The sequence below is a fragment of the Streptomyces sp. NBC_00358 genome (assembly GCF_036099295.1).
In the GTDB taxonomy this organism is placed as follows: Bacteria; Actinomycetota; Actinomycetes; order Streptomycetales; family Streptomycetaceae; genus Streptomyces.
On sequence record NZ_CP107976.1, the window covers coordinates 7,788,072 to 7,814,913 of the forward strand.

The 26,842-nt window shown below is 72.3% G+C and carries 28 protein-coding genes; 16 read left to right on the forward strand and 12 right to left on the reverse strand.

Features of this window, described 5'->3' with window-relative positions; genetic code table 11:
• The first annotated feature begins 110 nt into the window (after positions 1-110).
• On the forward strand, positions 111-1,286 hold the full coding sequence (locus tag OHT01_RS33330; protein ID WP_328556812.1) for a thiolase family protein: 1,176 nt from the start codon (positions 111-113) through the stop codon (positions 1,284-1,286).
• 112 nt (positions 1,287-1,398) lie between these two features.
• On the opposite strand, the gene OHT01_RS33335 is transcribed toward OHT01_RS33330, so the two are convergent.
• Positions 1,399-2,214, reverse strand: coding sequence for a TVP38/TMEM64 family protein (locus tag OHT01_RS33335; RefSeq protein WP_328556813.1), 816 nt, complete (start codon positions 2,212-2,214; stop codon positions 1,399-1,401).
• 50 nt (positions 2,215-2,264) lie between these two features.
• Between OHT01_RS33335 and OHT01_RS33340 the strand changes: the two genes are divergently transcribed.
• From OHT01_RS33340 to OHT01_RS33350, 3 genes are all read left to right on the forward strand, one after another.
• On the forward strand, positions 2,265-2,999 hold the full coding sequence (locus OHT01_RS33340) for a DNA alkylation repair protein (protein WP_328556814.1): 735 nt from the start codon (positions 2,265-2,267) through the stop codon (positions 2,997-2,999).
• Positions 3,000-3,372: 373 nt separating this feature from the next.
• The gene (gene tuf, locus OHT01_RS33345; protein ID WP_328556815.1) at positions 3,373-4,542 is read left to right on the forward strand and encodes an elongation factor Tu; all 1,170 of its coding nucleotides are present in this window, start codon (positions 3,373-3,375) and stop codon (positions 4,540-4,542) included.
• 309 nt (positions 4,543-4,851) lie between these two features.
• Positions 4,852-5,697, forward strand: a complete 846-nt coding sequence (locus OHT01_RS33350; protein ID WP_328556816.1) for a spermidine synthase — start codon at positions 4,852-4,854, stop codon at positions 5,695-5,697.
• Here OHT01_RS33350 and OHT01_RS33355 read toward each other — a convergent pair.
• The 3 genes from OHT01_RS33355 to OHT01_RS33365 all read right to left on the reverse strand — a co-directional run bounded on the left by OHT01_RS33355 (position 5,659) and on the right by OHT01_RS33365 (position 8,971).
• Entirely contained in the window at positions 5,659-7,002 is a 1,344-nt protein-coding gene (locus tag OHT01_RS33355) for an MFS transporter (RefSeq protein ID WP_328556817.1), read from the reverse strand. The genes OHT01_RS33350 and OHT01_RS33355 overlap by 39 nt on opposite strands.
• Positions 7,003-7,194: 192 nt before the next feature.
• Entirely contained in the window at positions 7,195-7,641 is a 447-nt protein-coding gene (locus OHT01_RS33360; RefSeq protein ID WP_328556818.1) for a hypothetical protein, read from the reverse strand.
• Positions 7,642-7,915: 274 nt separating this feature from the next.
• Entirely contained in the window at positions 7,916-8,971 is a 1,056-nt protein-coding gene (locus OHT01_RS33365; protein WP_328556819.1) for a hypothetical protein, read from the reverse strand.
• Between the two features lie 327 nt (positions 8,972-9,298).
• Here OHT01_RS33365 and OHT01_RS33370 point away from each other — a divergent pair, with 327 nt between their 5' ends.
• Positions 9,299-9,736, forward strand: a complete 438-nt coding sequence (locus tag OHT01_RS33370; RefSeq protein WP_328558356.1) for a DUF4442 domain-containing protein — start codon at positions 9,299-9,301, stop codon at positions 9,734-9,736.
• 154 nt (positions 9,737-9,890) lie between these two features.
• Here the strand turns inward: OHT01_RS33370 and OHT01_RS33375 are convergent, their stop codons facing one another.
• On the reverse strand, positions 9,891-10,295 hold the full coding sequence (locus tag OHT01_RS33375) for a PaaI family thioesterase (protein ID WP_328556820.1): 405 nt from the start codon (positions 10,293-10,295) through the stop codon (positions 9,891-9,893).
• Positions 10,296-10,554: 259 nt separating this feature from the next.
• Here OHT01_RS33375 and OHT01_RS33380 point away from each other — a divergent pair, with 259 nt between their 5' ends.
• Together OHT01_RS33380 and OHT01_RS33385 are read left to right on the forward strand one after the other, a co-directional pair.
• Entirely contained in the window at positions 10,555-11,604 is a 1,050-nt protein-coding gene (locus OHT01_RS33380; RefSeq protein ID WP_328556821.1) for an NAD-dependent epimerase/dehydratase family protein, read from the forward strand.
• 134 nt (positions 11,605-11,738) lie between these two features.
• Positions 11,739-12,389 carry a DedA family protein gene (locus OHT01_RS33385; RefSeq protein WP_328556822.1) on the forward strand — a complete coding sequence of 217 codons (651 nt, stop codon included), beginning with the start codon at positions 11,739-11,741 and terminating at the stop codon, positions 12,387-12,389.
• Positions 12,390-12,422: 33 nt separating this feature from the next.
• Here OHT01_RS33385 and OHT01_RS33390 read toward each other — a convergent pair whose 3' ends face one another.
• On the reverse strand, positions 12,423-12,953 hold the full coding sequence (locus OHT01_RS33390) for a gamma carbonic anhydrase family protein (RefSeq protein WP_328556823.1): 531 nt from the start codon (positions 12,951-12,953) through the stop codon (positions 12,423-12,425).
• Positions 12,954-13,094: 141 nt separating this feature from the next.
• On the opposite strand from OHT01_RS33390, the gene OHT01_RS33395 reads away from it, so the two are divergent.
• Complete coding sequence (locus tag OHT01_RS33395) at positions 13,095-13,913, forward strand: acyltransferase (RefSeq protein WP_328556824.1); 819 nt, start codon at positions 13,095-13,097, stop codon at positions 13,911-13,913.
• A gap of 308 nt (positions 13,914-14,221) precedes the next feature.
• On the opposite strand, the gene OHT01_RS33400 is transcribed toward OHT01_RS33395, so the two are convergent.
• Positions 14,222-15,079, reverse strand: coding sequence for a DMT family transporter (locus OHT01_RS33400; protein WP_328556825.1), 858 nt, complete (start codon positions 15,077-15,079; stop codon positions 14,222-14,224).
• A gap of 93 nt (positions 15,080-15,172) precedes the next feature.
• Here OHT01_RS33400 and OHT01_RS33405 point away from each other — a divergent pair, with 93 nt between their 5' ends.
• The gene (locus tag OHT01_RS33405; RefSeq protein WP_328556826.1) at positions 15,173-15,745 is read left to right on the forward strand and encodes a helix-turn-helix domain-containing protein; all 573 of its coding nucleotides are present in this window, start codon (positions 15,173-15,175) and stop codon (positions 15,743-15,745) included.
• 113 nt (positions 15,746-15,858) lie between these two features.
• A complete protein-coding gene (locus tag OHT01_RS33410) occupies positions 15,859-16,416 on the forward strand; it encodes a YbaK/EbsC family protein (protein ID WP_328556827.1) in 558 nt (185 codons plus the stop codon).
• A 283-nt stretch (positions 16,417-16,699) separates the two neighbouring features.
• Here the strand turns inward: OHT01_RS33410 and OHT01_RS33415 are convergent, their stop codons facing one another.
• Positions 16,700-17,917, reverse strand: coding sequence for a cation diffusion facilitator family transporter (locus OHT01_RS33415; protein ID WP_328556828.1), 1,218 nt, complete (start codon positions 17,915-17,917; stop codon positions 16,700-16,702).
• A gap of 62 nt (positions 17,918-17,979) precedes the next feature.
• On the opposite strand from OHT01_RS33415, the gene OHT01_RS33420 reads away from it, so the two are divergent.
• Positions 17,980-18,339 (forward strand): ArsR/SmtB family transcription factor, encoded by a 360-nt coding sequence (locus OHT01_RS33420; protein ID WP_328556829.1) that lies wholly within the window; start codon positions 17,980-17,982, stop codon positions 18,337-18,339.
• Between the two features lie 158 nt (positions 18,340-18,497).
• On the opposite strand, the gene ppk2 is transcribed toward OHT01_RS33420, so the two are convergent.
• Positions 18,498-19,412, reverse strand: coding sequence for a polyphosphate kinase 2 (gene ppk2 / locus OHT01_RS33425; protein ID WP_328556830.1), 915 nt, complete (start codon positions 19,410-19,412; stop codon positions 18,498-18,500).
• A gap of 358 nt (positions 19,413-19,770) precedes the next feature.
• Between ppk2 and OHT01_RS33430 the strand changes: the two genes are divergently transcribed.
• On the forward strand, positions 19,771-20,667 hold the full coding sequence (locus OHT01_RS33430; protein ID WP_328556831.1) for an alpha/beta fold hydrolase: 897 nt from the start codon (positions 19,771-19,773) through the stop codon (positions 20,665-20,667).
• Between the two features lie 66 nt (positions 20,668-20,733).
• Here the strand turns inward: OHT01_RS33430 and OHT01_RS33435 are convergent, their stop codons facing one another.
• The 3 genes from OHT01_RS33435 to OHT01_RS33445 all read right to left on the reverse strand — a co-directional run bounded on the left by OHT01_RS33435 (position 20,734) and on the right by OHT01_RS33445 (position 22,733).
• The gene (locus tag OHT01_RS33435) at positions 20,734-21,174 is read right to left on the reverse strand and encodes a GNAT family N-acetyltransferase (RefSeq protein ID WP_328556832.1); all 441 of its coding nucleotides are present in this window, start codon (positions 21,172-21,174) and stop codon (positions 20,734-20,736) included.
• A 165-nt stretch (positions 21,175-21,339) separates the two neighbouring features.
• Positions 21,340-21,747, reverse strand: a complete 408-nt coding sequence (locus OHT01_RS33440; protein ID WP_328558357.1) for a CoA-binding protein — start codon at positions 21,745-21,747, stop codon at positions 21,340-21,342.
• A 101-nt stretch (positions 21,748-21,848) separates the two neighbouring features.
• Positions 21,849-22,733, reverse strand: a complete 885-nt coding sequence (locus tag OHT01_RS33445) for an alpha/beta fold hydrolase (protein WP_443043558.1) — start codon at positions 22,731-22,733, stop codon at positions 21,849-21,851.
• Between the two features lie 616 nt (positions 22,734-23,349).
• Between OHT01_RS33445 and OHT01_RS33450 the strand changes: the two genes are divergently transcribed.
• The 4 genes from OHT01_RS33450 (at position 23,350) to OHT01_RS33465 (ending at position 26,816) form a co-directional block, all read left to right on the forward strand.
• Positions 23,350-24,153, forward strand: coding sequence for a hypothetical protein (locus OHT01_RS33450; protein ID WP_328556834.1), 804 nt, complete (start codon positions 23,350-23,352; stop codon positions 24,151-24,153).
• On the forward strand, positions 24,150-24,692 hold the full coding sequence (locus OHT01_RS33455) for a SixA phosphatase family protein (RefSeq protein WP_328556835.1): 543 nt from the start codon (positions 24,150-24,152) through the stop codon (positions 24,690-24,692). Before OHT01_RS33450 ends, OHT01_RS33455 begins: the two co-directional genes overlap by 4 nt.
• 225 nt (positions 24,693-24,917) lie before the next feature.
• Positions 24,918-25,544: a YigZ family protein gene (locus OHT01_RS33460; protein ID WP_328556836.1), complete on the forward strand. Its 627-nt coding sequence runs from the start codon at positions 24,918-24,920 to the stop codon at positions 25,542-25,544.
• Positions 25,545-25,652: 108 nt separating this feature from the next.
• Complete coding sequence (locus tag OHT01_RS33465; protein ID WP_328556837.1) at positions 25,653-26,816, forward strand: exonuclease SbcCD subunit D; 1,164 nt, start codon at positions 25,653-25,655, stop codon at positions 26,814-26,816.
• Positions 26,817-26,842 lie beyond the last annotated feature (26 nt).

The window sequence follows — 26,842 nt, forward strand, 5'->3', positions numbered from 1 at the left end:
TGGGTTACTCTTGGGTCACTTGGAGAGTTGGAAAATCAAACTCACCGGGTTCGAAGGCCGGATCCGTCCGGTCGCCGGTTCCCCGACCTCAGAGACCTGAGAGGCATCCCATGCGTGACGCCGTGATCGTCGAAGCCGTACGCACTCCCGTGGGCAAGGGCAAGCCGAACGGCTCCCTCGCCCACGTCCACCCCGTGGAACTCCTCGCCCACACCCTTCGCACCCTCGTCGAGCGCACCGGTATCGACCCCGCGCTGATCGACGACGTCATCGGCGGCACCGTCGACCAGGTCGGTGAGCAGGCCATGAACACCACGCGGTACGCGGTGCTGTCGGCGGGTTTCCCGGAGACGGTCCCCGCGACGACGGTGGACCGTCAGTGCGGCTCGTCCCAGCAGGCCGTGCACTTCGCCGCGCAGGGCGTGATGTCGGGGGCGTACGACATGGTCGTGGCCTGCGGTGTGGAGTCGATGAGCCGGGTGCCGATGTGGTCGAACGTGCCGGCGGGCGCGGATCCCTTCGGCCCCGGGGTCGCCGGGCGCTACCCCGAGGGCCTGGTGCCGCAGGGCATCAGCGCCGAGCTCATCGCAGCCAAGTGGGGCATCACCCGCGAGCGTATGGACGCCTTCGCCGTCGGCTCGCACGAGAAGGCTGCCGAGGCGTGGAGCGGCGGTCTGTTCGACGCCGAGATCGCGCCCCTGGAGGGTGTCACCCGGGACGAGTGCGTCCGTCCGGGCAGTACCCCGGAGATACTCGCCGGGCTGAAGCCCGCGTACTACGACCCGGGTTTCGGTGAGCGCTTCCCGCAGATCGACTGGTCGGTCACGGCCGGGAACGCGAGCCCGGTCAACGACGGCGCGTCCGCCGTGCTCATCACCTCGGGCGAGACCGCCGCACGCCTCGGGCTGCGGCCCATCGCCCGGCTGCACAGCTTCGCCGTCACCGGTTCGGACCCGCTGCTGATGCTCACCGGCGTCATCCCGGCCACCGAGAAGGTGCTGCGCAGGGCTGGGCTGGACCTCGGCGACATCGACCTCTTCGAGGTGAACGAGGCCTTCGCCGCCGTCGTCCTCGCCTGGCAGCAGGAGACGGGCGCCGATCTGTCCAGGGTCAACGTGCACGGCGGGGCCATCGCGATCGGCCACCCGCTCGGCGCGAGCGGCACCCGCCTCACCACGACCCTTGTCCACGCGATGCGCGCCCGCGGGGCCCGTTACGCGCTGCAGACGATGTGCGAGGCGGGCGGACTGGCGAACGCGATGATCCTGGAGGCGGTGCGCCCGTAGCGGCTGCGGACTCCGGACGGAGTGCGGCCCGCGCCGGCCGTGGATTCCGAAGGGAGGCGGCCCGTGGCGGGCGTGGATTCCGGTGGGAGTGCGCCCGTCGCGGCGCGGTGTCTCAGTGGCCGCGCAGGTGGTGGCGCTTGCGCCAGGCGACCGCCGTTCCGGCGAGGGCGGGGACCGCGATGAAGGCCATCGCGATCAGGAAGGCCGGGGACGTCGGCGCCGACGCACGGGCACCGGCGACGGCGTACGCGGCGGTGTTCGGGATCGAGCCGAGCGCCGTCGCGACCAGGAACGGCAGCCAGCCCATGCGGGACACGGCCGCGCAGTAGTTCGCGGCCCAGAACGGCACACCGGGGAACAGCCGGGCCACCATCATCGAGCGGAAGCCGTGCCGGCTGAGCTGACCGTCCGCCGCCTTCAGCCAGCGGGCCCGCAGCAGTGGCCGCAGCGCGTCCTGCCCGAGGATCCGGCCGAGGCCGAAGGCGACACCGGCGCCGAGCACCGTGCCCACCAGGGCGGTGCCCAGGCCCAGTTGGGAGCCGAACAGAGCTCCGGCCGCCAGATTGAGCAGCGGTCTGGGGACGAAGGCGACCGTGCACATCCCGTACGCCGCGGCGAACGCGACAACCGCCGCGGCGCCGCCGAGCTGGGGCGGCCAGCCGTCGGCGAGCAGCCGCTGCGGATCGAGGAGGAGCACGCTCGACCCGGCCGCCGCGAGCAGCACGACCAGCAGGGAGAGCCGCGACCAGGGCGAGACCAGCGCTCTCAGGAAGCGTGCGGGCAGGCCGGTGCGTGCGGCGGTCAGGACCGCGGGTGCGGCGACGGCGATCTCCGTGCCCACGACCGGGTCGGCGGCGGTGAGCTCCGTGGCGGCGGCCTGGGGAGTGGCCGTGGCGGTGCCCCCAGAGCGGGTGGTGGCATCGAGCATTCCGGTGACACTAGCCGACGTACGTATGTGATCGCCGTATGGTTCGTCTCATGGGCGTCACGGCTTCCGGAACATCCGGTGCGTGCTTCGAGGCACCGGACAGCGTCCTCGCGGACACCGTCCTGGAACGGCTCACGACCGTCTATCCGACGGCCGCCGACCCCCGGCGGGCCGCGTCGATGCGCGCGTACATGAAGGACATCGCCCCCTTTCTCGGGCTGGCGACGCCCCAGCGCCGTGTCCTGTCCCGGACGGTGCTCCTGGACACCGCCCGGCCCGATGAGACGGACTGCGCGGCGCTCGCCCTGCGCTGCTGGCGGCTGCCGGAACGCGAGTACCAGTACTTCGCCGTCGACTACCTGCGCCGCCACGTGACGCGCCTGTCGTCGGACTTCCTGCCGGTGGCACGGCACCTCGTCTCCACCGCCTCCTGGTGGGACACCGTCGACCCGCTCGCCGCGCACGTGGTGGGAGGCCTGGTGGCGGCCGACCCGCGGCTGCGGACCGACATGGACGCCTGGATCGAGGACGACGACCTGTGGGTCGCCCGTACCGCGCTGCTCCACCAGCTCCGTCACAAGGAGGCCACCGACACCGGACGCCTCTTCGCGTACTGCGTCCGCCGGTCGGGCCATCCCGACTTCTTCATCCGCAAGGCCATCGGATGGTGTCTGCGCGAGTACGCCAAGACCGATCCGCGGGCGGTACGGGACTTCGTGGCCGCGGAGCGGGAGAGGCTCGCTCCGCTGTCCGTGCGCGAGGCGCTGAAGAACATCGGCCCCTGACGTGGCGGACGCGGCCCCGTTCCCCGTACCCCGCGGGCTCCCGACGCACCGCCCGCACCATCCGTAGCGCCCGCACCGAACCCGTCCACAGGGCACCGAAAACCATTCGACGTGGGCGGACGCGTCGGCGATGATCTCCTCATGTTCCGGTACGCCTTCCTCCTCGCAGCATCCGCGGTCGCGGATGCGCCGAAGGCTGCCGTCCCGATCGTCACGGCAGCCGTCGACGGCGCCCGAAGCTGACCCTTCCCGGATTGTCCGGCGGACCCCGCAGGGGGAGGGTCGGTAACTCCTGGGGGTCCCCGTCCCGGCCCGAGCGCGCCGGGGCCATCACTCAGCTCCGCTGACACTGAAGAGGCTTCGAGGTACAGCCATGCCCAAGACGGCTTACGTGCGCACCAAACCGCACCTGAACATCGGCACCATGGGTCACGTCGACCACGGCAAGACCACCCTGACCGCCGCCATCACCAAGGTCCTCGCCGAGCGCGGCTCCGGCACCTTCGTCCCGTTCGACCGGATCGACCGCGCGCCGGAGGAAGCCGCCCGCGGCATCACCATCAACATCGCGCACGTCGAGTACGAGACCGACACCCGGCACTACGCGCACGTGGACATGCCGGGCCACGCCGACTACGTCAAGAACATGGTCACCGGCGCGGCCCAGCTCGACGGGGCGATCCTCGTCGTGTCCGCGCTGGACGGGATCATGCCGCAGACCGCCGAACACGTGCTGCTCGCCCGGCAGGTCGGCGTCGACCACATCGTCGTCGCCCTGAACAAGGCCGACATGGCGGACGAGGAGCTCGCCGACCTCGTGGAGCTGGAGGTCCGCGAGCTGCTCTCCGCGCAGGGCTACGGGGGCGACGCGGTACCCGTCGTGCGGGTGTCCGGCCTCAAGGCCCTTGAGGGGGACCCCCGTTGGACCGCGGCGATCGACGCGCTGCTCGACGCGGTGGACACCTACGTGCCGATGCCCGAGCGCTATCTCGACGCGCCGTTCCTGATGCCGGTCGAGAACGTGCTCACCATCACCGGACGCGGAACGGTCGTCACCGGTGCCGTGGAGCGCGGCACGATCCGCGTCGGCGACCGCGTCGAGGTGCTCGGCGCCGGTGTCGACACGGTGGTCACCGGCCTGGAGACGTTCGGCAAGCCCATGGCGGAGGCGCAGGCCGGCGACAACGTGGCGCTGCTGCTGCGCGGTGTGCCCCGCGACGCGGTCCGCCGCGGACACATCGCCGCCGCGCCCGGCAGCGTCGTACCCAGCAGCCGTTTCACGGCGCGGGTGTACGTCCTGTCGACGCGCGAGGGCGGCCGTACGACCGCGGTCTCCACCGGGTACCGGCCGCAGTTCTACATCCGCACCGCGGACGTGGTCGGCGACGTCGACCTCGGCGAGCGTGCCGTCGCCCGGCCCGGCGACACCGTCGTGATGACGGTCGAGCTCGGCCGCGAGGTGCCGCTGGAGCCGGGCCTCGGCTTCGCGATCCGGGAGGGCGGCCGGACGGTCGGCGCCGGGACGGTGACATCGGTCGGCTGACGCCCGGACCGGTAGGTCGGCCGGTTGACGTCCGGCGCGGGGGTCCGGTCGGTCGACGCCCGGTCCGGGAGTCTGGTCGGCCGCCGTCCGGTCCGGGAGGTCGGTTGATTGACGTCCGGTCCGGGAGTCTGGTCGGTTGACCTCCGGTCCCGTAGGTCGGTCGGCTGACGTCCGGCGCGGGAGGCCGGTCGGTTGTCGCCCGGTCGGTGCATCGGTCGGGCCGACGGCCTGCCGGTACGGGGACGCGGGTGCCCGCCATGACAGGGCGGGCACCCGTTCGTGCCGTCGCCGGTGCCGCACAATGGACCCGTGGACGAGCCGATACCCGTGACGCGGGCCGTGGATCACGGGACCGCCAAGCTGATGCCCGACGTGGACCGCGAGCGGGCGTGGCTGCTGACCGTGGACGGCGCGCCCCAGTCGTACGTCGATCTCGACGAGCCGACCCACCTGGAGTTCGAGTACACGCGGCGCCTCGGGCATGTGCTGGACACGGTCACGGAACCGGGACGCGCCCTGGACGTGCTGCACCTCGGCGGCGGGGCGCTCACCCTGCCCCGCTACGTCGCGGCCACCCGACCCGGCTCACGGCAGGACGTGGTGGAGGCGGACAAGGGACTGCTGGAGATGATCGTCGAGTGTCTGCCGGTGCCCGACGGCACGGGCATCGAACTGCACCGCGCTGACGCCCGCAACTGGATCGAGGCCGCCGCGCCCGGCACCGCGGACATCCTGATCGCGGACGTCTTCGGCGGCTCGCGGGTACCGGCGCACCTGACATCCACCGCCTACGCGGGCGCCGCCGAGCGTGTGCTGCGCCCCGACGGTGTCTACCTCGCCAACCTCGCGGACGCGGCGCCGTTCGCCTTCCTCCGGTCCCAACTCGCCACGTTCTCCACGGTGTTCGAGGAGATCGCCCTCATCGCCGAACCCGGCGTGCTGCGCGGCCGGCGTTTCGGCAACGCCGTCCTGGTTGCCTCGCACCGCCCGCTCGACACGGCCGCGCTGGCCCGTCGTACCGCTGCCGACGCCTTTCCGGCCCGGGTCGAACACGGCCCCGGACTGCGGCACTTCATCGGCGGGGCGGCTCCGGTGCGCGACGAGGACGCGGTGCCGTCACCCGAGCCGCCCGGCGGAGCCTTCGGCATCGGCTGACGCGAGCCCCGTGCCCGGCACCGGAGCGGGAGCGCCATGTGCCGGAGCGGGAGCGCCCTGTGCCACCGGCCGGGTCCGCCGCGTCAGATTCCGGACGTCCGGCACGCACAGCACCGCCGCCGTGACCACCGCGACCAGCGTCGCGCAGCCCCACAGCGCGGATGTCCGGCCGAAGGCCTGCTCCGCGGGACCCGCCAGCGCCGTGGCCAGCGGGACCATCGCGATCGACCCGAACCAGTCGTACGCCGAGACCCGCGAGAGCTTGTCCTCGGGGATCTCCTGGTGGAGCGCCGTCATCCAGGAGACACCGAACACCTCGATCGCCAGACCGCTGACGAACATCACGGCGTACAGCGGTCCCACCGGCACGGGCACCGCGAGGGCGGCGGCGGGCGCCGCGAGCGGGAAGACGCACAGCGTGCCCGCGAACAGCAGGCGACGGGGCTTCCAGCGGGTCATGAGCAACGCGCCGCCGACGGTTCCGGCGCCGAACGCGCCGAGCGCCAGCCCCCAGGGCCCCGCGCCGCCGAGGCTGTCCCGGGCGACGAGCGGACCGTAGACCGCGTCGGCGGCCCCGACGACCGCGACCACGACGGAGAACTGCGCCACGATCGCCCAGAGCCAGGGCCGTGCGACGAACTCGCGCCAGCCGTCGCGCAGATCCGAGAACAGCCCGCCGCCGGGCTCACGCGGCGGTATGTGGCCGACGTCGAGGAACGAACGCAGCGCACCGGCGACCGCGAACGCCACCGCGTCCACGGCGAGCACCCAGCCCGGTCCGATCACGGCCACCAGCACGCCGCCCAGGGCGGCGCCGCCGAGGCCGGCGCCCTGCATCGCCATCCGGAACATCGCGAACGCGCGGCTCGCCTGCTCCCCGCGGACGGAGGACATCAGCATGCCCTCGGCGGCCGGGTTGAAGAACGCCTGCCCGGTGCCGCCGAGCGCCGACAGCAGCATCATCTGCCACAGCCGTGCCTCACCGGAGAGGACCAGGAAGGCGAACGCCGCCTGCGACACACAGTTGAGGGCGTTGGCCGCGACCATCACCCGGTGCCGGGGCAGCCGGTCCGCGACCGCTCCGCCGATCAGCAGGAACAGCACCAGCGGCAGGGTGCGCGCCGCGGCCACCAGGCCGACGTCACCCCCGTCGCCGCCCGTGCCGAGCACCGCGAACGCCGAGGCGATCAGGGCACCCTGGCCGCCCAGGTTGGTCACGACCGCGGCGGCGGTCAGCAGGCTGTAGTTCCGGCCCGCCCAGGAAGGGCGGCGGGAGGGGCGGGACAGGTCGGCGGCTGAGGTCACCGGGAGACTATCGCCGCCGTGGGCTCGACTTGCCAAACCCGGCGCGCGCGCTCCGGGCGCCATGCGGAGACCCGAGCGGTGGACCGGGCCTCTGCGCGGTCGCTCACCGCACTGCCGGACCACCGCCCGCCGGAAACCGGAGACGACGCCGGGCCGGTGTCCGCGGACACCGGCCCGGACGCTTGAACTCGGTCAGCTGTTGTCCCAATTGCCCGGGTTGTTCGACACGTCCTCACCGCAGGAGAGGATCTCGTCCTTCTCCAGGAGGCACATCTGCATCCTGGCCGAGGACATGTTGTCGTGATCCTCGAACTTCACGTACGTGTCCCAGCCGTCGGACGACAGGTAGCCCCCGGTCACCTTGTGCATGGTCCAGTAGGTGACGCCCCGGTTGTGGCTGTTCGTGATGACCCGCACCCCGACACTGTGGCCGTCCGACTTCTGGTCCTGCAGGTGCAGCTTGAGGGGGCTGATCGACCAGGGGCTGGTCCAGGTGTAGTAACCGGTGGCCTCGCCCCAGGCCGTGTCGACGTGCAGGGTGTCCTGCGAACCCGCGGCGCAGGCGGGCGAGGCGGTCAAAGGAAAAATGACGGCGACGGCTGCCGCGGCGCCGGTGAGCATGGCGCGCTTGACGAGCATGTGTCCCCCTGTGCAATGGAGTTGACGGTGACCACGAACGTTACCAGCAAGTAATTTGACTGGTCTTCCGTCACTCGGTGGGTGCGTTCTTCGAGAGGCGCACCGTGCTCAAGATCTTCGCCACCGTCGCGCCCGCACGCGGCGGCGCCGGAGGCGTGCGTTCCGTTCCGTCGGGCCTCCCCCGCTCCCGCCCGGGGAGGAGGAGCCGGGGTGACCGAAGTCGCGCGGGGACGGAGGGAGCCGGGGCGGCCGGGGCCGTGCCCCGGCCGTGGGGTCAGGAACCCGTCGGGTCGCCGTGCAGCCGTACGGTGCTGAGGATCTTCTTCACGGTCGCGTCCGGGATCTCGTCCTTCACGCCCTTGGCGCCGTAGAGCGTCCAGGAGACGAAGTCGCCCGCCGAGTTCTTGAAGGCGAACGTGGTCGCGGCGCCGTCGGAGTCGCACTTGCCCTTCTTGGGAACGCCGCTCGAGTACGTGGTAACGACGCTGCCGCTGACGCCCGAAGCCGTCGTGTACGCCTTGGGCTTGCCGATCCTGAGCAGCTTCTTCGACGCGGTCTTCTGGTCCGTGTATCCGCCGAAGACCCACCAGGCCGAGTCGTTGCGCGCGACGTCGTCGGTGTTCTTGGCGCCGCTCTGCCCCTTGGTGCCCGCGGCCGCCAGCGACGAGTCGTCCGTGCGGCCGTCCTTGTCGTCGTCGGAGGTGCACCACTTCTCCTTGAGGATGGCGGGCGCGGACATGCCGATCAGGGCGGAACCGTCACCCTTCTTCTTGTCCTCGAAGAAGATGAAGGTGCCGGGGGTCTCGACCTTCCAGTCCGGCGGCACGTCGAAGGCGGTGCCCCACTTCGGGTTCACGACGACCTTCCAGCCGTCGATCGTCGCCTTCTCGTCGTCGCCGCCGCGCGGGTTGGCCGCGCTCGCACTCGCGCTCGCCGAGGTGGAGGCCGACGTCTTCGGGGACCCGGACGGGTCGCCCCCGGCCTTGTCGTCCTTGTCGCCACCGCCCAGGACGAGGAATCCGGTGACTCCGGCCGCGATCACGACCGCCGAGGCCGCGACGATCGCGGTGATCTTCGTCTTGTTGCCGCCACCGCCACCGCCACCGCCACCGCCGCCGCCCCCGGACGCCTGGGGCATGCCGAGAGGATCCGACGGCGCTCCCCACTGCGGCTGCCCCGGCTGCTGTCCGTACGGACCGGGCTGCGGATACCCCGACTGCTGGTATCCGGGCTGCTGGTACGGATTCGGCTGCTGGTACCCCGGCTGCTGGTACGGGTTCTGGTCCTGCGGATTCTGCTCGCCCCCGGGCGGCTGCTGTCCTGGCCACATGGCTGGTAACGATAGAGGGGCCCCTGACCCGGGTGCCACGGCGGTCCCCGAAACGACCGCGCAGGCATGCCACTTGTCCCATTGATCCCGGCTCGGAACTCCACCTGATCCCGGCCGGGGCCTCTGTCCCGTCCTGGCGTGCCGACTGATCCCGGCTCAGGAACCCGTCGGGTCGCCGTGCAGGCGGACGGTGCTCAAGCCCGTACCGGAGTGCGGCTCGGTCTGCCGTGCTGATCGACATCCGTGCTGATCGACTTCCGCGCCGGACGGGAGGGCTGGCCAATAATTGCTACCCATGGGTAACATCGGGGTATGAGCGCAGACCAGATGACGATCGGCGAGATGCTCGCCGCGACCGTGCCGATGGCGCGGACCCTGAACCTCGAGTTCGTGGAGACCACTCCGGAGAAGGCCGTCGTGGCGCTCCCGGACCAGGGCGAGTTCCACAACCACGTCGGCGGACCGCACGCCGGTGCCATGTTCACGCTGGGGGAGTCGGCGAGCGGGGCGATCGTTCTCGCCGCCTTCGGGGACCAGCTCTCCCGTGCCGTGCCGCTCGCGGTCAGTGCCGAGATCGCGTACAAGAAGCTCGCGATGGGCCCTGTCACGGCCACCGCGACGCTCGGCCGGCCCGCTGCCGACGTCGTCGCCGAACTCGACGCGGGCCTGCGCCCCGAGTTCCCCGTCGCCATCGCCATCCAGCGCGGTGACGGCGCCGTGACCGGTGAGATGACGGTCATCTGGACGCTCCGCCCGAACGGCTGAGTCCCTCCCGCGCGCAGGGCCCCGATCGGGACGTACGACCCGATAGGGGCCCTCGGCCGTTTCAGGGGCTCGCCCGCTTCGGTCACGGTCACGGATACGGTGCGGCTGACGGCTGACGGCTGACGGCTGACGGCTGACGGCCGACCGGCCCCGGTCAGCCGTGCGGCGCCCGCAGGGTCACCGTCTGGGTGACCCGGGTGCAGAGCCGGCGCCGGTCGTCCTCGATGTCGCACTCCACCACCGCCGTGTCGCGTCCCACCCGCAGGACGCGGGCCTTGGCGTACGCGGCTCCCTCGCGTACCGGCCGCAGGAAATGGGTGGTTGAGGTGGTGGTGGCGGGAACGGCGCCCACGGGGCCGTTCAGCGCGGCGCACACCGCCGAGGCGACGTCGGCCAGGCCCATCAACGCGCCCCCGTGCAACCCGCCGCCCGCGGTGGACAGTTCGGGTACGAAGTCGAGTTCGGCGTCCACGCCCTCGGCCGACAGGGCGGTGAAGCGCACTCCGAGGGTCCTGGCGTACGGAGCCATCGCGTAGATGTCTTCGGCGGTGACCGTCATATCGGGCTCCTTGTGGGAGGGCTGGGACGGAAGTCGGTGATCCGTTCTATCAACTCCCTTGCCCGCAGGGGGAGTTACGGGCAAGAGAGTTCCAGGAGGCCGACGGTTCGGCCCTGCGGAACCTCATGAGGTCCTGGCTGGGGAGCGAGCACCTGTTCCCTTCGGGCCGTCCGTGCCCGACCCTGGCCTACGGGCGGGGCGCGCGCGTCGCCCGTAGGCCACGGCGACGCGCCGGGGAGCGGGAACGAGGAGTGCGAGCGTGGGCGTACGCGGGCGGACGGCTGTTCTGGTGACCGGTGGCAGTGGCTTCGTCGGGAGCCATCTGGTGAGGCGGCTGCTGGAGAGGGGCTACCGGGTCCACACCACCGTACGAGGGACCTCGAACGCGGCGAAGACGCGGCCGCTCGTCGAGATGCGGGACGCCTTCCCCGGCAGGCTGACGCTGTTCGAGGCGGACCTGCTGGCCGAGGGGTCCTTCGACGCGGCGATGAGCGGCTGCGATGTGGTCTTCCATGTGGCGTCGCCGTTCCTGATGCCGGAGAGGATCAAGGACGGCCGCAAGGACATGGTCGACCCGGCCCTGCTCGGCACGCGCAACGTGCTGGCGGCGGTGGAACGGACACCGACGGTCGAGAAGGTCGTCCTCACCTCCACCGTCGGCGCGATCTTCGGCGACTACGTCGACGTGCGGAGCATGGACGGCGGTGTCCTGTCGGAGAAGTACTTCAACGCCACCAGCACCGTCGAGAACAACCCGTACCACTACGCGAAGACGCTCGCGGAGCGCGCGGCCTGGACGGCTGAGGCGGCCCAGGACCGATGGCGTCTGGTGTCCGTCAACCCCGGCCTGGTCCTCGGCCCGTCCCTCACCCCCGCGTCGGAATCCGGCAGCCTGTTCCTGCTGGACGAACTCTTCAAGGGCTACTTCTTCTACGGCGCCCCCGATTTCAGCTTCACCACGGCGGATGTCCGCGAGGTCGCGGACGCGCACATCGCGGCGGCGGAGCACAGCGGCGCCAAGGGCCGCTACATCGTCGCGGCCGAGACGATGACGTCGTTCCACGACATGGCGCGCGTCATCCGCGACCGGTATCCCCGCGCCCTCCGGCTGCCCCGCAATGCGCTCCCGCACTGGCCGGTCCGCGTCCTCGGCCCGGCCTTCGGACTCACCCAGGACTACATCCGCAAGCACCTCGGCATCCGCTTCGCCGTGGACAACAGCAGGAGCGTGCGGGAACTGGGGATCACCTACCGCCCGGTCGAGGAGACCCTGCTCGACCACTACGAGAGCTGGAGGCGGCGGGCGTGACGAGCCCCACGTCCCGGCCCCTGTTCAAGCCGACCAGGTAGGCTTCCCGGCGGGCGCCCCGGGAGAACCCACCCCGGATGATCACGCGAAACGCGATCGCCCGGTCACGCACACCGAAACGGGAGGAACCGGCGTTGCACGTCCAGGACTGGCTCGAGACGGTGCCCGCGGTCAGCATCTACGCGCTCGTGGCCCTGGTCATCGGCGTGGAGAGCCTGGGTATCCCGCTGCCCGGAGAGATCGTCCTGGTCTCGGCGGCGCTGCTCTCCTCGCAGCACGGCGGTATCAACCCGGTCGTCCTCGGCGCGTGTGCCAGCCTCGGCGCGATCGTCGGCGACTCCATCGGCTACGCCATCGGCCGCAAGGGCGGACGCCCGCTGCTCGCCTGGCTCGGCGCGAGGTTCCCCAGACACTTCGGCGAGGCCCACGTCGCCACTGCCGAGCGTTCCTTCCAGAAGTGGGGCATGTGGGCCGTCTTCTTCGGCCGCTTCATCGCACTGCTGCGGATCTTCGCGGGCCCGCTCGCCGGTGTGCTGCGCATGCCGTACTGGAAGTTCCTGATCGCCAACGTCCTCGGCGGCGTCATCTGGGCCGGCGGCACCACGGCGGTCATCTACTACGTCGGTGTCGTCGCCGAGTCCTGGCTGAAGCGCTTCTCGTGGCTCGGCCTGGTCGCCGCGGTGCTCATCGGTCTCGCCTCGATGCTGATCGTCCGCCGCAAGGCGAAGAAGGCGGCCACCGGGCACGGTGCGGCGGAGCCGGAGCCGGTCCCCGCCGCCGAGTAGAGCGGCTGCCCGGAGCTGTCGGATCTGTCCGGTCTACTCGTGGATCTCGCGGTGCGCCTTCGCCAGTTCCACGTAGAAGACGCCGTTCAGTGAGATACCCTCGCGCTCCTCGTCCGTCAGCGGACGCTTGACCTTCGCGGGGACACCCGCGACCAGTGAGCCCGGCGGGACCCGCATCCCCTGGGGCACCAGAGCCTGCGCGGCGACCAGCGAGCCGGCCCCGATCACGGCCCCGTTGAGCACCGTGGCACCCATGCCGATCAGACAGTCGTCCTCGACCGTCGCGCCGTGCACGACGGCGTTGTGGCCGATCGAGACGCGCTCGCCGACGGTGAGGGGGAACCCGGGGTCCACGTGCAGAGTGCAGTTGTCCTGCACATTGGTGCCGGCGCCGATGACGATCGGGCCGCCGTCGGCGCGCAGCACCGCGCCGTACCAGACGCTCGCGCCCGCGTGCAGCGTGACGTCTCCGATGACCACGGAGGTGGGCGCCACGAACGCCTCCTGGTCCACCCGCGGGTCCTTGCCACCGATTCCCTTGATCAGCGCCTGCTGCGTCGTCACCGTGTCACCGTCTCGTCGTCTCGTGGTCCGGTCCCTCTGCGTACACGGGCACCGTATGTCATCGGCCCCGCACCCCCGGTGGGGTGAAGATCACAGCCGTGCGGCGCCATCGGCGCGGTCCGCGCTGAGTACCGTGAGCGGGTGTCCAGGAGCAAGAACACGTTCTCATCATGGCGGCGACGCCTCGCGCAACGCGCTGTCCACGCGGGCTGGGCGTGGGTGCGGCGCGCGGGTACGGTCTCGGCCGAGCGACCGGGTCGGTTCCGCTTCGGCGCGATGGGCGAGAACACCAGACTGGCCTTCCCGCTGGGTACGGTCTTCGGCGAACCCTGGATCCACCTCGGTTCGTACTGCATCGTCGCCGAGCAGGTCACGCTGACCGCGGGGCTGATGCCCGATCTCGACCTCGGTTCCGAACCGATCCTGCGCATCGGGGACGGTGTCGTGCTCGGCCGCGGCAGCCATGTCATCGCCGACACCACGGTCACGATCGGCAGCGACTGCTACTTCGGGCCCTACGTCTACGTCACGTCCACCAACCACTCGTACGACGATCCGCACGTGCCCATCGGCAAGCAGTGGCCGCGGATGGAGCCCGTGGAGATCGGGCCCGGCTGCTGGATCGGCACCGGTGCGGTGATCCTGCCCGGCGCGCGGATCGGGCGGAACGTCGTGGTCGCCGCCGGTGCGGTGGTGCGCGGTACGGTGCCCGACCACTCCGTCGTCGCCGGGGCACCCGCGCGGGTCGTCCGGCGCTGGGACCCGGTGGCCGGCTGGCAGCCCCCGCTGCGCACACCGCCGCCGGTGCCGATTCCCGACGGGGTGACCCCGGAGCAACTGCTGGCGCTGTCGGAACTGGACGAGGAGACGGTCGCGCGGCTCGCGGAACTGGACCTCGACGCGCAAGGCGCCGCCGACGGCGTACACGCGCAGTCGGGCGACATCCGCGCCGAGTCCTGAACCGCGGCCGCATCCGCGCCGAGTGAACCGCGGCCACATCCGCGCCGAGTCCTGAACCGCGGCGACACCGCGTCCTGAACCCCGGCGGCACCGCGTCACCGTTCGGGCCGGACGCGCCTCCTCTGTCGGGCGGTGCTGGTCCGCGGTTGCTGGTCCGTCGTCCGCACTGGACGGCGCGTCGCCCGGGACGCCCGGTCCGGTGACCGTGGCGGATGATCCGTCGCCCGGGACGGCCGGTCCGGTGATCGGAGTGGCTGGTCCCTCGGCCGGAGCGGGCATGGTCTGGCCCTGGGGGCCCCTGAGCCGGTTCAGCCGGTCGCCAGCAGTACCGTGCCGACCAGCGCCAGCGTCGCTCCCGCGGCCTGCACGGCGCGCAGCCGTTCCCTGAGGACACCGCGTGCGGCCAGGGCGGTGACCACCGGGTACAGCGAGGCGAGGACCGCGGCGACGGTGACCGGGCCGTGCTGGGCCGCGACCGAGTACGTGCCGTTGGCGGCGACGTCGGCGAGGCCGACGAAGGCGAGCGCGGGCAGCGAGGCCCAGGGGAAGCCGCCCTCGGGGAGGGCGGACGCGCCCCTGCGAACCGAGACGGCCAGCGCCGTGCCACCGGTGACGACATTGGTCACGCGCTGCACGAACAGCGCCAGGAAGAGGCCGGTGACCGAGGACGACGCCTCCGCGATCAGCGCGAACACCGTGCCGAAGCCGGCGGCCGCGATCAGCGTGAGCAGGATCGCCTGCCGCTGCACGGGGGCTCCTCGGAGCTGGGGCCCGCCCGCGAGGACGACACCCGCCACGGCGACCGCGATGCCCGCGACCTGAATCAGCCCGGGACGCTCCCCGAGGAACAGGCCGACGCCGATCGGGACGGCCACGGCCAGCGAACCGAGCGGGGAGACGACACCCATCGGCCCGAGCGCGAGCGCCTTGTAGAAGGAGAGCAGGGCGACCGGCCCCACCAGTCCAGCGGCGACCGCGAACCACAGTTGCGGCCCGGCGGCGCTCCAGCCGCCGGTGGCCAGCACGATCGCGCCGAGGACCACCGCCGCTATCGACTGGGAGGCCACGACCACGGTGAGAGCGGGCGTGCGCCGGGTCAGCAGACCTCCGCCGAAATCGGCCAGGCCCCACAGGAGGCTGGTGGCCAGGGCGAAGAGTGCTGTCACGGGGTGCCTCGCAGTACAGTTCGGTGGACGATCAGGTGCACCACACGATAGTTCATCTGATTGAACTCTGTCATTCAAAATATTGGACGGAATGTGTCGGATCTCGACCTGCTGACTCAGTCCCTGGCGCGCAATGTGAAGCGGTGGCGCACCGAACGCGCCTTCACTCTGGAGGCGCTCGCCGCCCGCGCCGGAGTCAGCCGCGGCATGCTCATCCAGATCGAGCAGGCCAGGACCAATCCCAGCCTCGGTACCGTCGTCAAGATCGGCGACGCCCTCGGCGTCAGCATCACCACCCTCCTCGACTACGAGCAGGGGCCCAAGGTCCGGATCGTCCCCGCCGAACAGGCCGTACGCCTGTGGCACACCGAAGCGGGCAGCTACAACCGGCTGCTGGCCGGCACCGAGGCGCCCGGCCCGCTGGAGATGTGGGACTGGCGGCTCATGCCGGGCGAGGGCAGCCCCTCGGACCCGCATCCGGCCGGCACCGTCGAGCTCGTGCACGTCATCGCGGGCGACATGACCCTCACCGTCGACGGGGTCGAACACCTCGTCCCCGAGGGGGCGAGTGTGTCGTTCGAGGCCAACACCCCCCACACGTACGCCAACAAGGGTGAGATTCCGGTCGAGATGGTCATGGCCGTGTCGGTCCCGCTGGTGCAGTGACGCCCCTGGCGGGCCGGTCGCCCGGCGTGCTCCGAAGGCTTTCGGTGCTGCCGGTCGCGCCGGGCGCCGAAGGCTTCCTGAGGGCCGGTTCGGACGGCTGTTAGCGTGCCGTCATGCGCGCACCCATCGGACACTTCGACCACGCCGTCCCCGCCCCCGACTGCCTGGACGAACTCACCCGCCCCGTCGCCGACGCCGTGCGCGGCTGGGGCGGCGGCACCCCCGCCGAGCAGATCGTCTACGTCGACACGAACCCCGAGTGGGCCGACACCGCCACCTTCGTCGAGCACTACGGCAAGGAACTGCTCGAACGGTCCGCCAACTGCGTGGTCGTCTCCGGCAGGCGCGGCGCCGAGACCACACTCGCCGCGTGCGTCGTCCTGTCGACGACCCGCGTCGACGTGAACGGTGCCGTACGCCGTCAACTGGGCTCCCGGAAGGCCTCGTTCGCCCCGATGGACACCGCGACCGGCGAGACCGGCATGGAGTACGGCGGGATCACGCCCGTCGGACTCCCGGGCGACTGGCCGGTGTTGGTGGACCCGGCCGTCGTCGAGCTGCCGTACGTGCTCGTGGGCAGCGGCCGCAGGCGCGGCAAACTCCTGCTCCCCGGCAAGGCGTTCGCGGAACTGCCGAACGCGGTGGTGCTGGAGGGTTTGGGGATCGCCTGACCGTCCACGCCGGGAAGCCGAACCGCCGGCGTCCCGACGCGGTCCGCCCCGCGGGGGCGGCTTCGGTTCGGGCCGCGGTGGGAGCCCTGGGGACCCGCTGTCGGAGGGAATCCGCCCTTGTCGAAGGGGCGGCGCCGGTCGGCGTGCGGTGTGGTGTGGTGCCAGGTGCCAGGTGCCAGGTGCCAGGTGCCAGGTGGGGTGAGGCGAGGCGGGCGGTGAGGTCAGGTGAGGCGAGGCGGGCGGTGGGGGGTGGGATCCGGTCTCGCCGGGCGCCGACGCCCGTTCACGCGACGGCGTGATGCGCCAGCGTCCGGTGAGGATCCGCCTCACCGGGTGCCGCCGCCGGATCGGCGTGGACCAGCGCGGCGGTCAGTTTCGGGACGGCGTGCAGCAGGGCGTGTTCGGCCTCCACGGCGATGTCGTGGGCCCTGCGCACGGTGGCCTCGCCGTCCACCACGACCGCCACCTCGGCGCGCAGCCGGTGCCCGATCCACCGCAGCCGCAGTTCGCCCACGTCGCGCACCCCCGGGACCTGCCGCAGCGCTTGTTCGGCGCGGTCCACCAACTCCGGCTCCACGGCGTCCATCAGGCGCCGGAAGACCTCCCGGGCGGCGTCGCGCAGTACCAGCACGATCGCGGCGGTGATCGCCAACCCCACCAGCGGGTCCGCGCGTTGCCATCCGAGGGCCGCGCCGCCCGCGCCGACCAGCACGGCGAGCGAGGCGAATCCGTCCGTACGGGCGTGGAGTCCGTCGGCGACCAGCGCGGCCGAGCCGATCTCTCGCCCCACCCGGATGCGGTGCCGGGCGACCCACTCGTTGCCGCCGAAACCGATGAGCGCGGCGGCCGCGACAAAGGGGAGGTGCCGTACCGGCTGCGGATCGAGCAGTCGGCCGACCGCCGCCCAGGCGGCGAAGACGGCGGACGCGGCGATCGTCAGCACGATCGCGACGCCGGCCAGGTCCTCGGCCCGTCCGTAGCCGTAGGTGAAGCGCCGTGTCGCCGCGCGACGGCCCAGCACGAAGGCGACCCCGAGCGGCAGGGCCGTCAGCGCGTCGGCCGCGTTGTGCACGGTGTCGCCGAGCAGTGCGACCGACCCCGACAGTGCGACGACGGCCGCCTGCGCCAGGGCCGTCGTGCCGAGGACGGCGAGCGATACCCATAGTGCGCGCATGCCCAGGGCCGACGATTCCAGCGCGGAGTCGACCTTGTCGGCCGTTTCGTGGGAATGGGGGGTGAGGAGGTGGCGCAGCCTGCTCCCGAGGCCCGGCGCATGGCTGTGACCCCGCGGTCGGGAGCGGGGATGCCGGTGCGGCCGACCGGGGGAGCGGCCCTGGCGGTGCGCCTGCCGGTGCGAGGGCCCGTGCTCGTGGCCCGGCCCGTCTCCGTGCGCATGGCCCCGTCCTTCGGCGTCCCCGGGGTCGAGGTCGCCGTGGCCGTGGCTCTCGCCATGACGGTGGTCGAGGTCGTGGTCGTGGTCGTGATGGTGCCGATCGTTCACGTACGTCCCCATTCCGTGTGCGGGAGTGGACGCGCGGGTGCCCACCCGGCCATTATGTGCGTATGAGCGCACGCATGCACCTATCACCTGCGCACGATGCGCACCCGCGCACTCCGGGCGAGGAACAGTTCGCGCTCGCCGCCGAGCTCCTCGCCCTCCTCGGTGACCGCACCCGCCTCGCGCTGCTGCATGCTCTGACCGGTGGCGAGGCCGATGTCACGACGCTGACCGAGGCGTGCGGGGCGGCCCGTCCGGCCGTCAGCCAGCACCTGGCCCGGCTCCGGCTCGCCGGGCTCGTGAACACGCGGAAGGAAGGGCGCCGGGTGATCTACTCGCTCGGGGACGGACATCTGCGCCGCGTGGTCGACGAGGCGCTGAGCCTGGCGGACCACCGGCTGTCCGACCGCCCGGCGCACGACTGAGGGCCACCGCACCGCTCCGCACCGCGCGGCGGCTAGGGCGCGGCCGACGGGCGGGCGCCGGAGTCGAGGCGCGGTCGAGCCCGCGCACAATCCGCACGGTCGGGGCGGCGCACACGGCCGGGGCTGCGCACGGCCGAGCCCGCGAAGGGCGGTGGCCGTCAGTGGGCGACGCGGTCGCCCGCGGGCGCCCCGTCGGCCTCGCTCTCCTCGCCCTCCTCCAGCAGGTTCGCCGCCGCGCCCACGATGCTCGGGTCCGGGCTGCCGACGACCTCCGCGTCCTTGTCCGCGTAGGCGAAACGGGCCAGGACGCTGCGCATGGCCTCGACGCGGGCCCGCTTCTTGTCGTTGCTCTTCACCACGGTCCAGGGCGCCTGCTCGGTGTCCGTCTCGCGGAACATGGCGACCTTGGCGGCCGTGTAGTCGTCCCAGAGGTCCAGCGAGGCCAGGTCCATGGGGCTGAGTTTCCACTGCCGTACCGGGTCGACCTGACGGATCGTGAAGCGCGTGCGCTGCTCGCTCTGGGAGACCGAGAACCAGAACTTGATCAGGTCCACCCCGTCGTCGACGAGCATCCGCTCGAAGGCGGGCGCCTGCCGCATGAAGCGCCGGTACTCGTCGGCGGTGCAGAAGCCCATCACGCGCTCCACACCGGCCCGGTTGTACCAGGACCGGTCGAACATCACTATCTCGCCCGCGGTCGGCAGATGCTCCACGTACCGCTGGAAGTACCACTGCCCGCGTTCCCGCTCGGTCGGCTTCTCCAGCGCCACCACCCGGGCCCCGCGCGGGTTGAGATGCTCGGTGAAACGCTTGATCGTGCCGCCCTTGCCGGCCGCGTCACGCCCCTCGAAGACGACGACGAGGCGTCGGCCGGTCGCCTTGATCCAGCTCTGCAGCTTCAGCAGCTCGATCTGCTGGAGCCGCTTGTGCCACTCGTACTCCCTGCGCTCCATGCGCTCCTCGTACGGGTAGTTCTCCCGCCAGGTGTCCACCGGGCTGCCGTCCGGCCGGATCAGTACGGGGTCGTCGTGGTCGGTGTAGTCCACCCGCATACCTGCCAGCAGTTCCGTCATCCGGCCCTCCTCTTCCCGTGCTCCGATTGTCCGCCGATCAGCTCGTTCTCGCCGTTTCGGCGGAATTGCGGGACGATCACGACGACCTCGGCGAGTGCGGTCCGGCCGAGACGCATCCGCGGAACCCTCCTCGGCTCAGGCGGCGGTGCGCTCGTGGACACCGCCGACCGTGGTCCGTCCCGCGATGGAAGCAATCGGAGGAGTACGGCGGGAGAACCTGAGGCGAAGGCGACGCGTGCGCGGGTCGAGCTGACCGCTTCTCCACGGACCCGTCCGGCAACTCACTTACACAGCGCATGACTTGATGGTGCGTCAACTCGCTTGTGTGCGAAACCTCGTGCGGACGAGGATGACGATCATGCCGACCTTCACCGCCTCCGACGGAACCCGACTCGCCCATCACACGAGGGGCGACGGCGAACCGCTGCTCTGCCTGCCCGGTGGACCGATGCGTGCCTCCGCCTACCTCGGTGACCTCGGCGGCCTGACGCGGCACCGCAGGCTGTGCGTGCTCGATCTGCGGGGAACCGGCGACTCGGCACCACCGGCCGACCCGGCGACGTACCGCTGCGACCGGCAGGTCGACGACGTCGAGGCGTTCCGCGCGCACCTCGGGCTCGACCGGATCGATCTGCTCGCCCACTCGGCGGGCGGCGACCTCGCGCTGCTCTACGCCGTCCGCCACCCGGGACGCGTCCGTACCCTCACCCTGGTCACCGGACGGGCACGGGCCCTCGGCGTCGACTTCACAGCCGAGCACCGCGCGGAGGGTGCCGCACGGCGCTCGGCGGAGCCGTGGTTCGAGAGCGCACGCGAGGCCTACGGGCGCATCTGGGCGGGCACGGCGACCGATGCCGACTGGGACGCGGCCACCCCGTTCTTCTACGGGCGTTGGGACGCGGTGGCACGGGCCCATGCCGCGACCGACGTCGAGCAGACCAACGAGGACGCGGCCGACCGCTACGTGGCCCCCGGGGCCTTCCGGCCCGCCGAGGCCCGCGCGGTGGTGGCCGCCTGGGACACGCGCGTGCTGCTCGTCACGGGCGAGCTCGACAGCGGGCCGCTGCCCCGCGTCGCCGTCGTCGTCGCGGACCTGTTCCGCCGGGCCGAACTCGCGGTCCTGCCGGGCGCGGGCCACTTCCCGTGGCTCGACGTTCCCGAGGTCTTCCGGGAGACGGTCGCGGGTTTCCTCGACCGCGAGGACGGTCGCGAGGACGACCGAGAGGACGGTCGCGAGGGCGACCGGAGGGGCTGAAGGAGCAGGAGCAGGGGCAGAGGCAGAGGTGCGGGGCTCGGGTCGGCAGCCGGGACCTTTCGGTGCTCAGTTCAGCCTCAGGTCGATCCACTCCGCGGTCTCGCCCGGCAGCGCGTAGCGCTCGGTCTCCACGAAGCCGTGGCGTCGGGCGAAGCGCAGGCCGGCCTCGTTGGCCGCGAGGACGACCGTCTCGATCACCTCGGCGCCCGACGCGCGCGCCTGGTCCAGGGCGCGTGTGTACAGCTCCTCGCCGAAGCCCCGTCCGCGGTGCTCGGCGAGCACGCGCGCGATCACGGTCGCCGTCGCGCTGTCCGCGACGGGCGGACGTACGGTCGTGCAGCCCACCAGGACGTCGCCGAGGTACGCGACCTCCAGGCGGTTGCGCCGGACGCGCTCGCGCACGTCGTCCAGCGACATGGCGGCGGGCGGGACGATCACGTTGTGGACATGCTGCCAGTCGGCGAGGCGGGCCTCGTCGTCCGGCGCCTCGATACGAAGGATGGACACCGGAGCATGTAATCGGCGCGACCTGCGCGAAGTCAACAGCCTTTTCCCGGGCCCCTCTTGAGCCCGCCCGAGACCCCGATCCCGGGGCGGGGGCGGAAGATGCCCCGGGGTCGGTGAAGCGCCGGCCCGGTCGAACCCCGGACCCGTCGAGCCGCGTCGCTCGGTTCAGGTGAGGCGGGGGATCTCGATGGCCGGGCAGCGGTCCATCACCATGTCGAGCCCGGCTTCGCGCGTCCGCTCGTACGCGGCCTCGTCGATGACGTCGAGCTGGAACCAGACGGCCTTGGCGCCGATGGCGACGGCCTCGTCCGCGACCGCCCCGGCGAGGTCGCTGTTGACGAAGACGTCGACGACATCGACGTCGAAGGGGATGTCCGCGAGGGACGCGTACCCCTGCTCCCCGTGAACCGTCTCGGCCTTCGGATGCACGGGCACGATCCGCTTACCGTAGCGCTGCAGGACGTCGGCCACGCCGTGGGCCGCACGCCGCTGGTTCGACGACAGGCCCACGATCGCCCAGGTGTCGCCCCGCTCGGTGAGGATCTTGCGGATCGTCTCTGCGTCGCCGTACACGCTCGGCCTCCGGGTGAATCGGTAGGGGTCTGTCATGCGCCACAACGTCGGGCGGGGCACGGTGATTCCTCCCGGCCGCCGTCGACGCGGAACGCCGGTGGTCACCGGCCGGGTGCCTGCCCGGGGGAGGCGTTCACCGCGGTGCCGTGTTCACCGTGCGCCCGCAGATGATCGAGGAGCAGACGGTTCAGCGCCTCGGGTGCCTCCTCGGGGATCCAGTGGCTGACCCCCGGGAGGATCTCGAACCGGTACGGCCCGTCGACCCAACGCCCGGTGTCCTGCGCGGCGGCCGGACCGAACGCGGTGTCCTCCGTGCTCCAGGCGTACAGCGTGGGGACCCCGATGACGCCGATGGCGCCGTCGGGGCGGCCGGACCGGTACCAGTTCAGTGCCGCGGTGAGAGCGCCCGGCCGGGACAGGTGCCGCACATAGGCGTCGGCGCTGTCCGGCGGCACCCTGCCCGCGAAGAGCGCGCGGAGCAGCCCCGCGTCGTCGGCCAGCATGCGCTCCTCGGTGGCGGGCGTCTCACGCCAGTCGCGCATGTAGTGGGACCGCGCGCGCTGGTCCTCGTCATCGCGCAGAGCCCCGGCGAGGGCGCCGGGGTGCGGGGTCGAGACGACCGTCAGGGTGCGTACGCGCCCCGGATGCGCGGAGGCGGTCCACCATGCCACCGCGCCGCCCCAGTCATGACCGACCAGGTCGAACGCCGGCCAGCCCAGTTCCTCCGTGATCGCGACGACGTCGTCGACCAGCACGCCGATGCGGTAGTCCTCGGGACGCGTCGGGCGGACCCCCGGGGAGTAGCCGCGCTGGTCCGGTGCCACGACGCGGTAGCCGTGCGCGGCCAGCGCCGCGATCTGCCGCCGCCACGCCAGCCCTGTCTGGGGAAATCCGTGCAGCAGCAGGACCGGGCGCCCCTCGGGCGGACCCGCCGCGATGGCGTCGAACACGCCGACGGCGGTGGAGATGCTCAGCTCGGCCACGATCCACTCCCTCAAACCGACTGGTCGGTCAGCCTTCAGGCAGCGCCGGCGGATTGTCAAGGTCGCGCGTGTCGAGGCCGTGCCGTTCACGGACCCCGGCACGCGTGCCGCTCCGCGGTCCGCCGCCTCGGCCGGGGTGACCGGGCGGGCCGCCGGTGAAGCCGGAGCCGGTGTATGCCGTCGGCGGTGGGCCCAGGAGCTTCTTGAACGCGGCCGTGCAGGCGGCCGGGTTGTCGTAGCCCAGCAGGGCCGCGACGCGCGTGACGGGCGTGACGGGCGTGCCCGTCGTGAGGTGCCGCAGGGAGGGCGTCGGCGACCGGGTTGAAGGGGCTCTCGCTCATCGACTTGGCGCCGAGCGGCCCGATCCACTTCACCACCTGTCCCGGCTCGCCGACCGCTTCGGCCTGTGGACCCGCCCCGCTGTGCGCGGACGCCCCGACCTCGCCCCTCACGCCGCCGGACGCCGCGGGCACCCGACGCGCCGGCTCGTCGACCGCGCGTGACGGCGACCACGCGGCACCGGTACTCGAACTCCGGCAGGCGTCACGGAGCGCGGGCGCATGTCCGGAACGGCCCCCGCCTCCCCGCACCCGGCCGTACGCCCGCCTAGGCTCACCCCGTGCTCCGAATCCTCGACGCCCGTACGGGCGAACCCATCGACGCCGCCCTCGTCGGCCGCGGCCTGGTCCGTGTCCACGCGCACCCGCCCGGGTTCGGCATCACGGGTCTGCGGGTGCTCCTGGTCGCCGATGTCCTGGCACGAGCCCTGGAGATCGGCGGCAACCCCGTCTGGGCGACCGCGACTTCGACGCCGGACCCGGCAGACCCATCGGGCTCGGCGGATCCATCGGGCCCGGCGGATCCTTCGGGCCCGGCAGGCCCGGCGGACCGTTGGGACGGGGCGGCCCTCCGGGCGCGCGCCGCCGAACTCGGAATCCGGCCGTTCGAGGACCACCGCGACGCGGGGCCGGGGCCGGTGGCGACCCGGACCATCGAGGTGCTCGCGCCGGGGGCCGCCGCGACGGACGGGCCGCGCGTCGCGGTGGCGCCCGTCGACGCCGGGCACGGCCCCGCAGCCGCTCCCGGGGATCCGACCGCACTGCGGCTGGCGCTGCTCGCGCGGCGCAGGGATCAGCCCCTGCGCCTCGACGCCCCCGTCCTGGCGGAGGCCGAGGACACGCTCGGCCGCTGGCGCGCCGCCGTCGCCGGATGGGCCACCCGGCCCTCCAAGCCGGTCCCCGAGGACGTACGCCTGCGGTTGCGCGCCGCGTGGGAGGACGACCTCGACATTCCCGCCGTGCTGGGAGTGCTGCGGTCGGTGGAGACGTCGGACATCGCGGAGGGCGCCCGTTTCGAGACGTACGCCTACGCCGACCGGCTGCTCGGCCTCGAACTCACCCGCGAGATCGGAGCGTCCCGGTGAACGACCGCGCCGCCGCGGGCCCGAGGCGAACTCTGGTCGTCCTTCGGCACGCCAAGTCCGCCTGGCCCGACGGGGTGCGCGACCACGAGCGGCCCCTCGCCGCCCGCGGCCGGCGCGACGCCCCGGCCGCCGGACGCGCCCTGGCGGGAGCCGACCTGCTGCCCGATCTCGTGCTGTGCTCGACCGCCGTACGTGCCCGGCAGACCTGGGAGGCGGCGGCCGAACAGTGGGGCACTCCGCCGCCCGTACGGCTGGAGGGCAGGCTGTACGGGGCGGACGTACCGGAGTTGCTGGAAGCTGTGCGCGAGGTTCCCGAGCATGTGCGGACTCTGCTGCTCGTCGGGCACAACCCCGGGCTTGAGGAGCTGGTCCTCGAACTCGCCGGGGAGGGCCTCGACGACTCACTGGCCCAGGTCCGGACGAAGTTCCCCACCTCGGCCGTCGCGGTCCTGGTCTGGCACGGCAGCTCCTGGCACGAACTCGGCCCCGGCGACGCGCTGTTGACGGACGTCGTCGTGCCGAGGGGTGAGAAGGAGTGAATCCCGGCCGCCACGCGCGTCCGGCCATGACCGCGGGCTCGGTGTCCGGCCGGTCCCGGCCGTGGCCCACGTGTGCTCGCCGGGGAGGATCGGATGCCCGCGCGTCAGTCAGTCGGTCCGGTCCCGGACCCGGGGCCGCGCGCCGCGGCGGGTGACCGGCGGTTCGGGCGGCCTCCCGGTCCTGGCCGGTCGGCCGTGCCCGCGGGCAGCGCATACGCTGGCCCGATGCAGGACGAGTACCGCACAGTGGCCCGCACGGGCGTGCACGAGACCGAGGTCAACCGCTCCCGTTTCCTGTGCGCCCTCGCCCCGGCGGCCACCGAGCGGGAGGCCCAGGACTTCGTCGCCGCCGTCCGCAAGGAGCACGCGGACGCCACCCACAACTGCTTCGCGTACGTCATCGGCGCCGACGCCTTGGTGCAGAAGGCGAGCGACGACGGTGAACCGGGTGGCACCGCGGGTGTCCCCATGCTCCAGATGCTGCTGCGCCGCGACCTGCGCTACGTCGTCGCCGTCGTCACCCGCTACTACGGCGGGGTCAAGCTGGGCGCCGGCGGACTGATCAGGGCGTACGGAGGCTCGGTGGGCGAGGCGCTGGACGCGCTCGGCACGATCACCCGCCGCCGGTTCCGGCTGGCCACGGTGACCGTCGACCACCAGCGGGCCGGCAAGGTGCAGAACGATCTGCGCTCCACCGGGCGCGAGGTACGTGATGTGCGTTACGGCGAGGCGGTCACCATCGAGATCGGGCTGCCGGACGCCGATGTGGAGGCCTTCCGGGCGTGGTTGGCCGACGCGACCGCGGGGACGGCCGGCTTCGAGCTGGGCGGGGAGGCCTACGGAGACGCCTGACAAACCGGGCAATCTCTACTTATCGATACATTCCGATGACGGTCATGGCGGGCCGATACGGGAGTAACCACCCGTGATGTCAGACCCGGCCGTTACCCTTCGGGGATCATGAGGCTCCTGCACACTTCCGACTGGCATCTGGGCCGGGCGCTCCACCGGGTGAACATGCTCGGCGCCCAGTCCGACTTCATCGGTCATCTCGTCACGACCGCGCGCGAGCGCGAGGTGGACGCGGTGGTCGTCTCGGGAGACGTGTACGACCGGGCCGTCCCGCCGCTGGCCGCGGTCCAGCTCTTCGACGACGCCCTGCACCGGCTGGCCGACCTCGGTGTGCCCACCGTGATGATCTCCGGGAACCACGACTCGGCACGCCGGCTCGGCGTCGGCGCGGGACTCATCGGGCGCGCGGGCGTCCATCTGCGGACCGACCCCGCGGCCTGCGGCACACCCGTCGTGCTGACCGACGCCCACGGCGACGTCGCCTTCTACGGCCTGCCCTATCTCGAACCGGCCCTGGTGAAGGACGCTTTCGGGGTGGAGAAGGCGGGGCACGAAGCCGTGCTGGCCGCCGCCATGGACCGGGTCCGCGCCGACCTGGCCACCCGTGCTCCGGGCACCCGCTCCGTCGTCCTCGCGCACGCCTTCGTCACCGGCGGCGAGGTGAGCGACAGTGAGCGGGACATCACCGTCGGCGGTGTCGCCTCCGTGCCGGCCGGAGTCTTCGACGGCGTCGACTACACCGCCCTCGGCCATCTGCACGGCAGCCAGACCATCGCCGAGCGCGTGCGCTACTCGGGCTCCCCGCTGCCGTACTCCTTCTCGGAGGCGGAGCACCGCAAGAGCATGTGGCTCGTGGATCTCGGCCCCGGCGGCTCGCTGACCGCGGAGCGGATCGACTGCCCCGTGCCCCGCCCGCTGGCGCGCGTCCGCGGACACCTGGAGGACCTGCTCGCCGACCCGGACCTGGAGCGCCACACCGGTGCCTGGGTCGAGGCGACCCTCACCGACCCGGTGCGGCCGGCCGACCCCATGGCGCGGCTCGCCGACCGCTTCCCGCACACCCTCAGCCTCGTCTTCGACCCCGAACGCTCCCCGCAGGCCCCGGACGTCTCGTACGCCCGCAGGCTCGCGGGCCGCAGCGAGGAGCAGATCGCCGAGGACTTCGTGGCCCATGTGCGCGGCGCGGGCCCCGACATCCGGGAACAGGCCGTGCTCCGGGACGCGTTCGACGCCGTCCGCGCCGCCGAGACCGTACGGGAGACCGCCCGGTGACTTCCCGTCCGCCGTACACCCAGCGG

Excerpts from the sequence above, each read along its gene's own strand:
- OHT01_RS33330 (WP_328556812.1), top strand. The coding sequence starts at position 111 with ATGCGTGACGCCGTGATCGTCGAAGCCGTACGCACTCCCGTGGGCAAG.
- OHT01_RS33335 (WP_328556813.1), bottom strand. The coding sequence starts at position 2,214 with ATGCTCGATGCCACCACCCGCTCTGGGGGCACCGCCACGGCCACTCCC.
- OHT01_RS33340 (WP_328556814.1), top strand. The coding sequence starts at position 2,265 with ATGGGCGTCACGGCTTCCGGAACATCCGGTGCGTGCTTCGAGGCACCG.
- tuf (WP_328556815.1), top strand. The coding sequence starts at position 3,373 with ATGCCCAAGACGGCTTACGTGCGCACCAAACCGCACCTGAACATCGGC.
- OHT01_RS33360 (WP_328556818.1), bottom strand. The coding sequence starts at position 7,641 with ATGCTCGTCAAGCGCGCCATGCTCACCGGCGCCGCGGCAGCCGTCGCC.
- OHT01_RS33365 (WP_328556819.1), bottom strand. The coding sequence starts at position 8,971 with ATGTGGCCAGGACAGCAGCCGCCCGGGGGCGAGCAGAATCCGCAGGAC.
- OHT01_RS33370 (WP_328558356.1), top strand. The coding sequence starts at position 9,299 with ATGACGATCGGCGAGATGCTCGCCGCGACCGTGCCGATGGCGCGGACC.
- OHT01_RS33375 (WP_328556820.1), bottom strand. The coding sequence starts at position 10,295 with ATGACGGTCACCGCCGAAGACATCTACGCGATGGCTCCGTACGCCAGG.
- OHT01_RS33410 (WP_328556827.1), top strand. The coding sequence starts at position 15,859 with ATGCGCGCACCCATCGGACACTTCGACCACGCCGTCCCCGCCCCCGAC.
- OHT01_RS33420 (WP_328556829.1), top strand. The coding sequence starts at position 17,980 with ATGAGCGCACGCATGCACCTATCACCTGCGCACGATGCGCACCCGCGC.
- ppk2 (WP_328556830.1), bottom strand. The coding sequence starts at position 19,412 with ATGACGGAACTGCTGGCAGGTATGCGGGTGGACTACACCGACCACGAC.
- OHT01_RS33430 (WP_328556831.1), top strand. The coding sequence starts at position 19,771 with ATGCCGACCTTCACCGCCTCCGACGGAACCCGACTCGCCCATCACACG.
- OHT01_RS33460 (WP_328556836.1), top strand. The coding sequence starts at position 24,918 with ATGCAGGACGAGTACCGCACAGTGGCCCGCACGGGCGTGCACGAGACC.
- OHT01_RS33465 (WP_328556837.1), top strand. The coding sequence starts at position 25,653 with ATGAGGCTCCTGCACACTTCCGACTGGCATCTGGGCCGGGCGCTCCAC.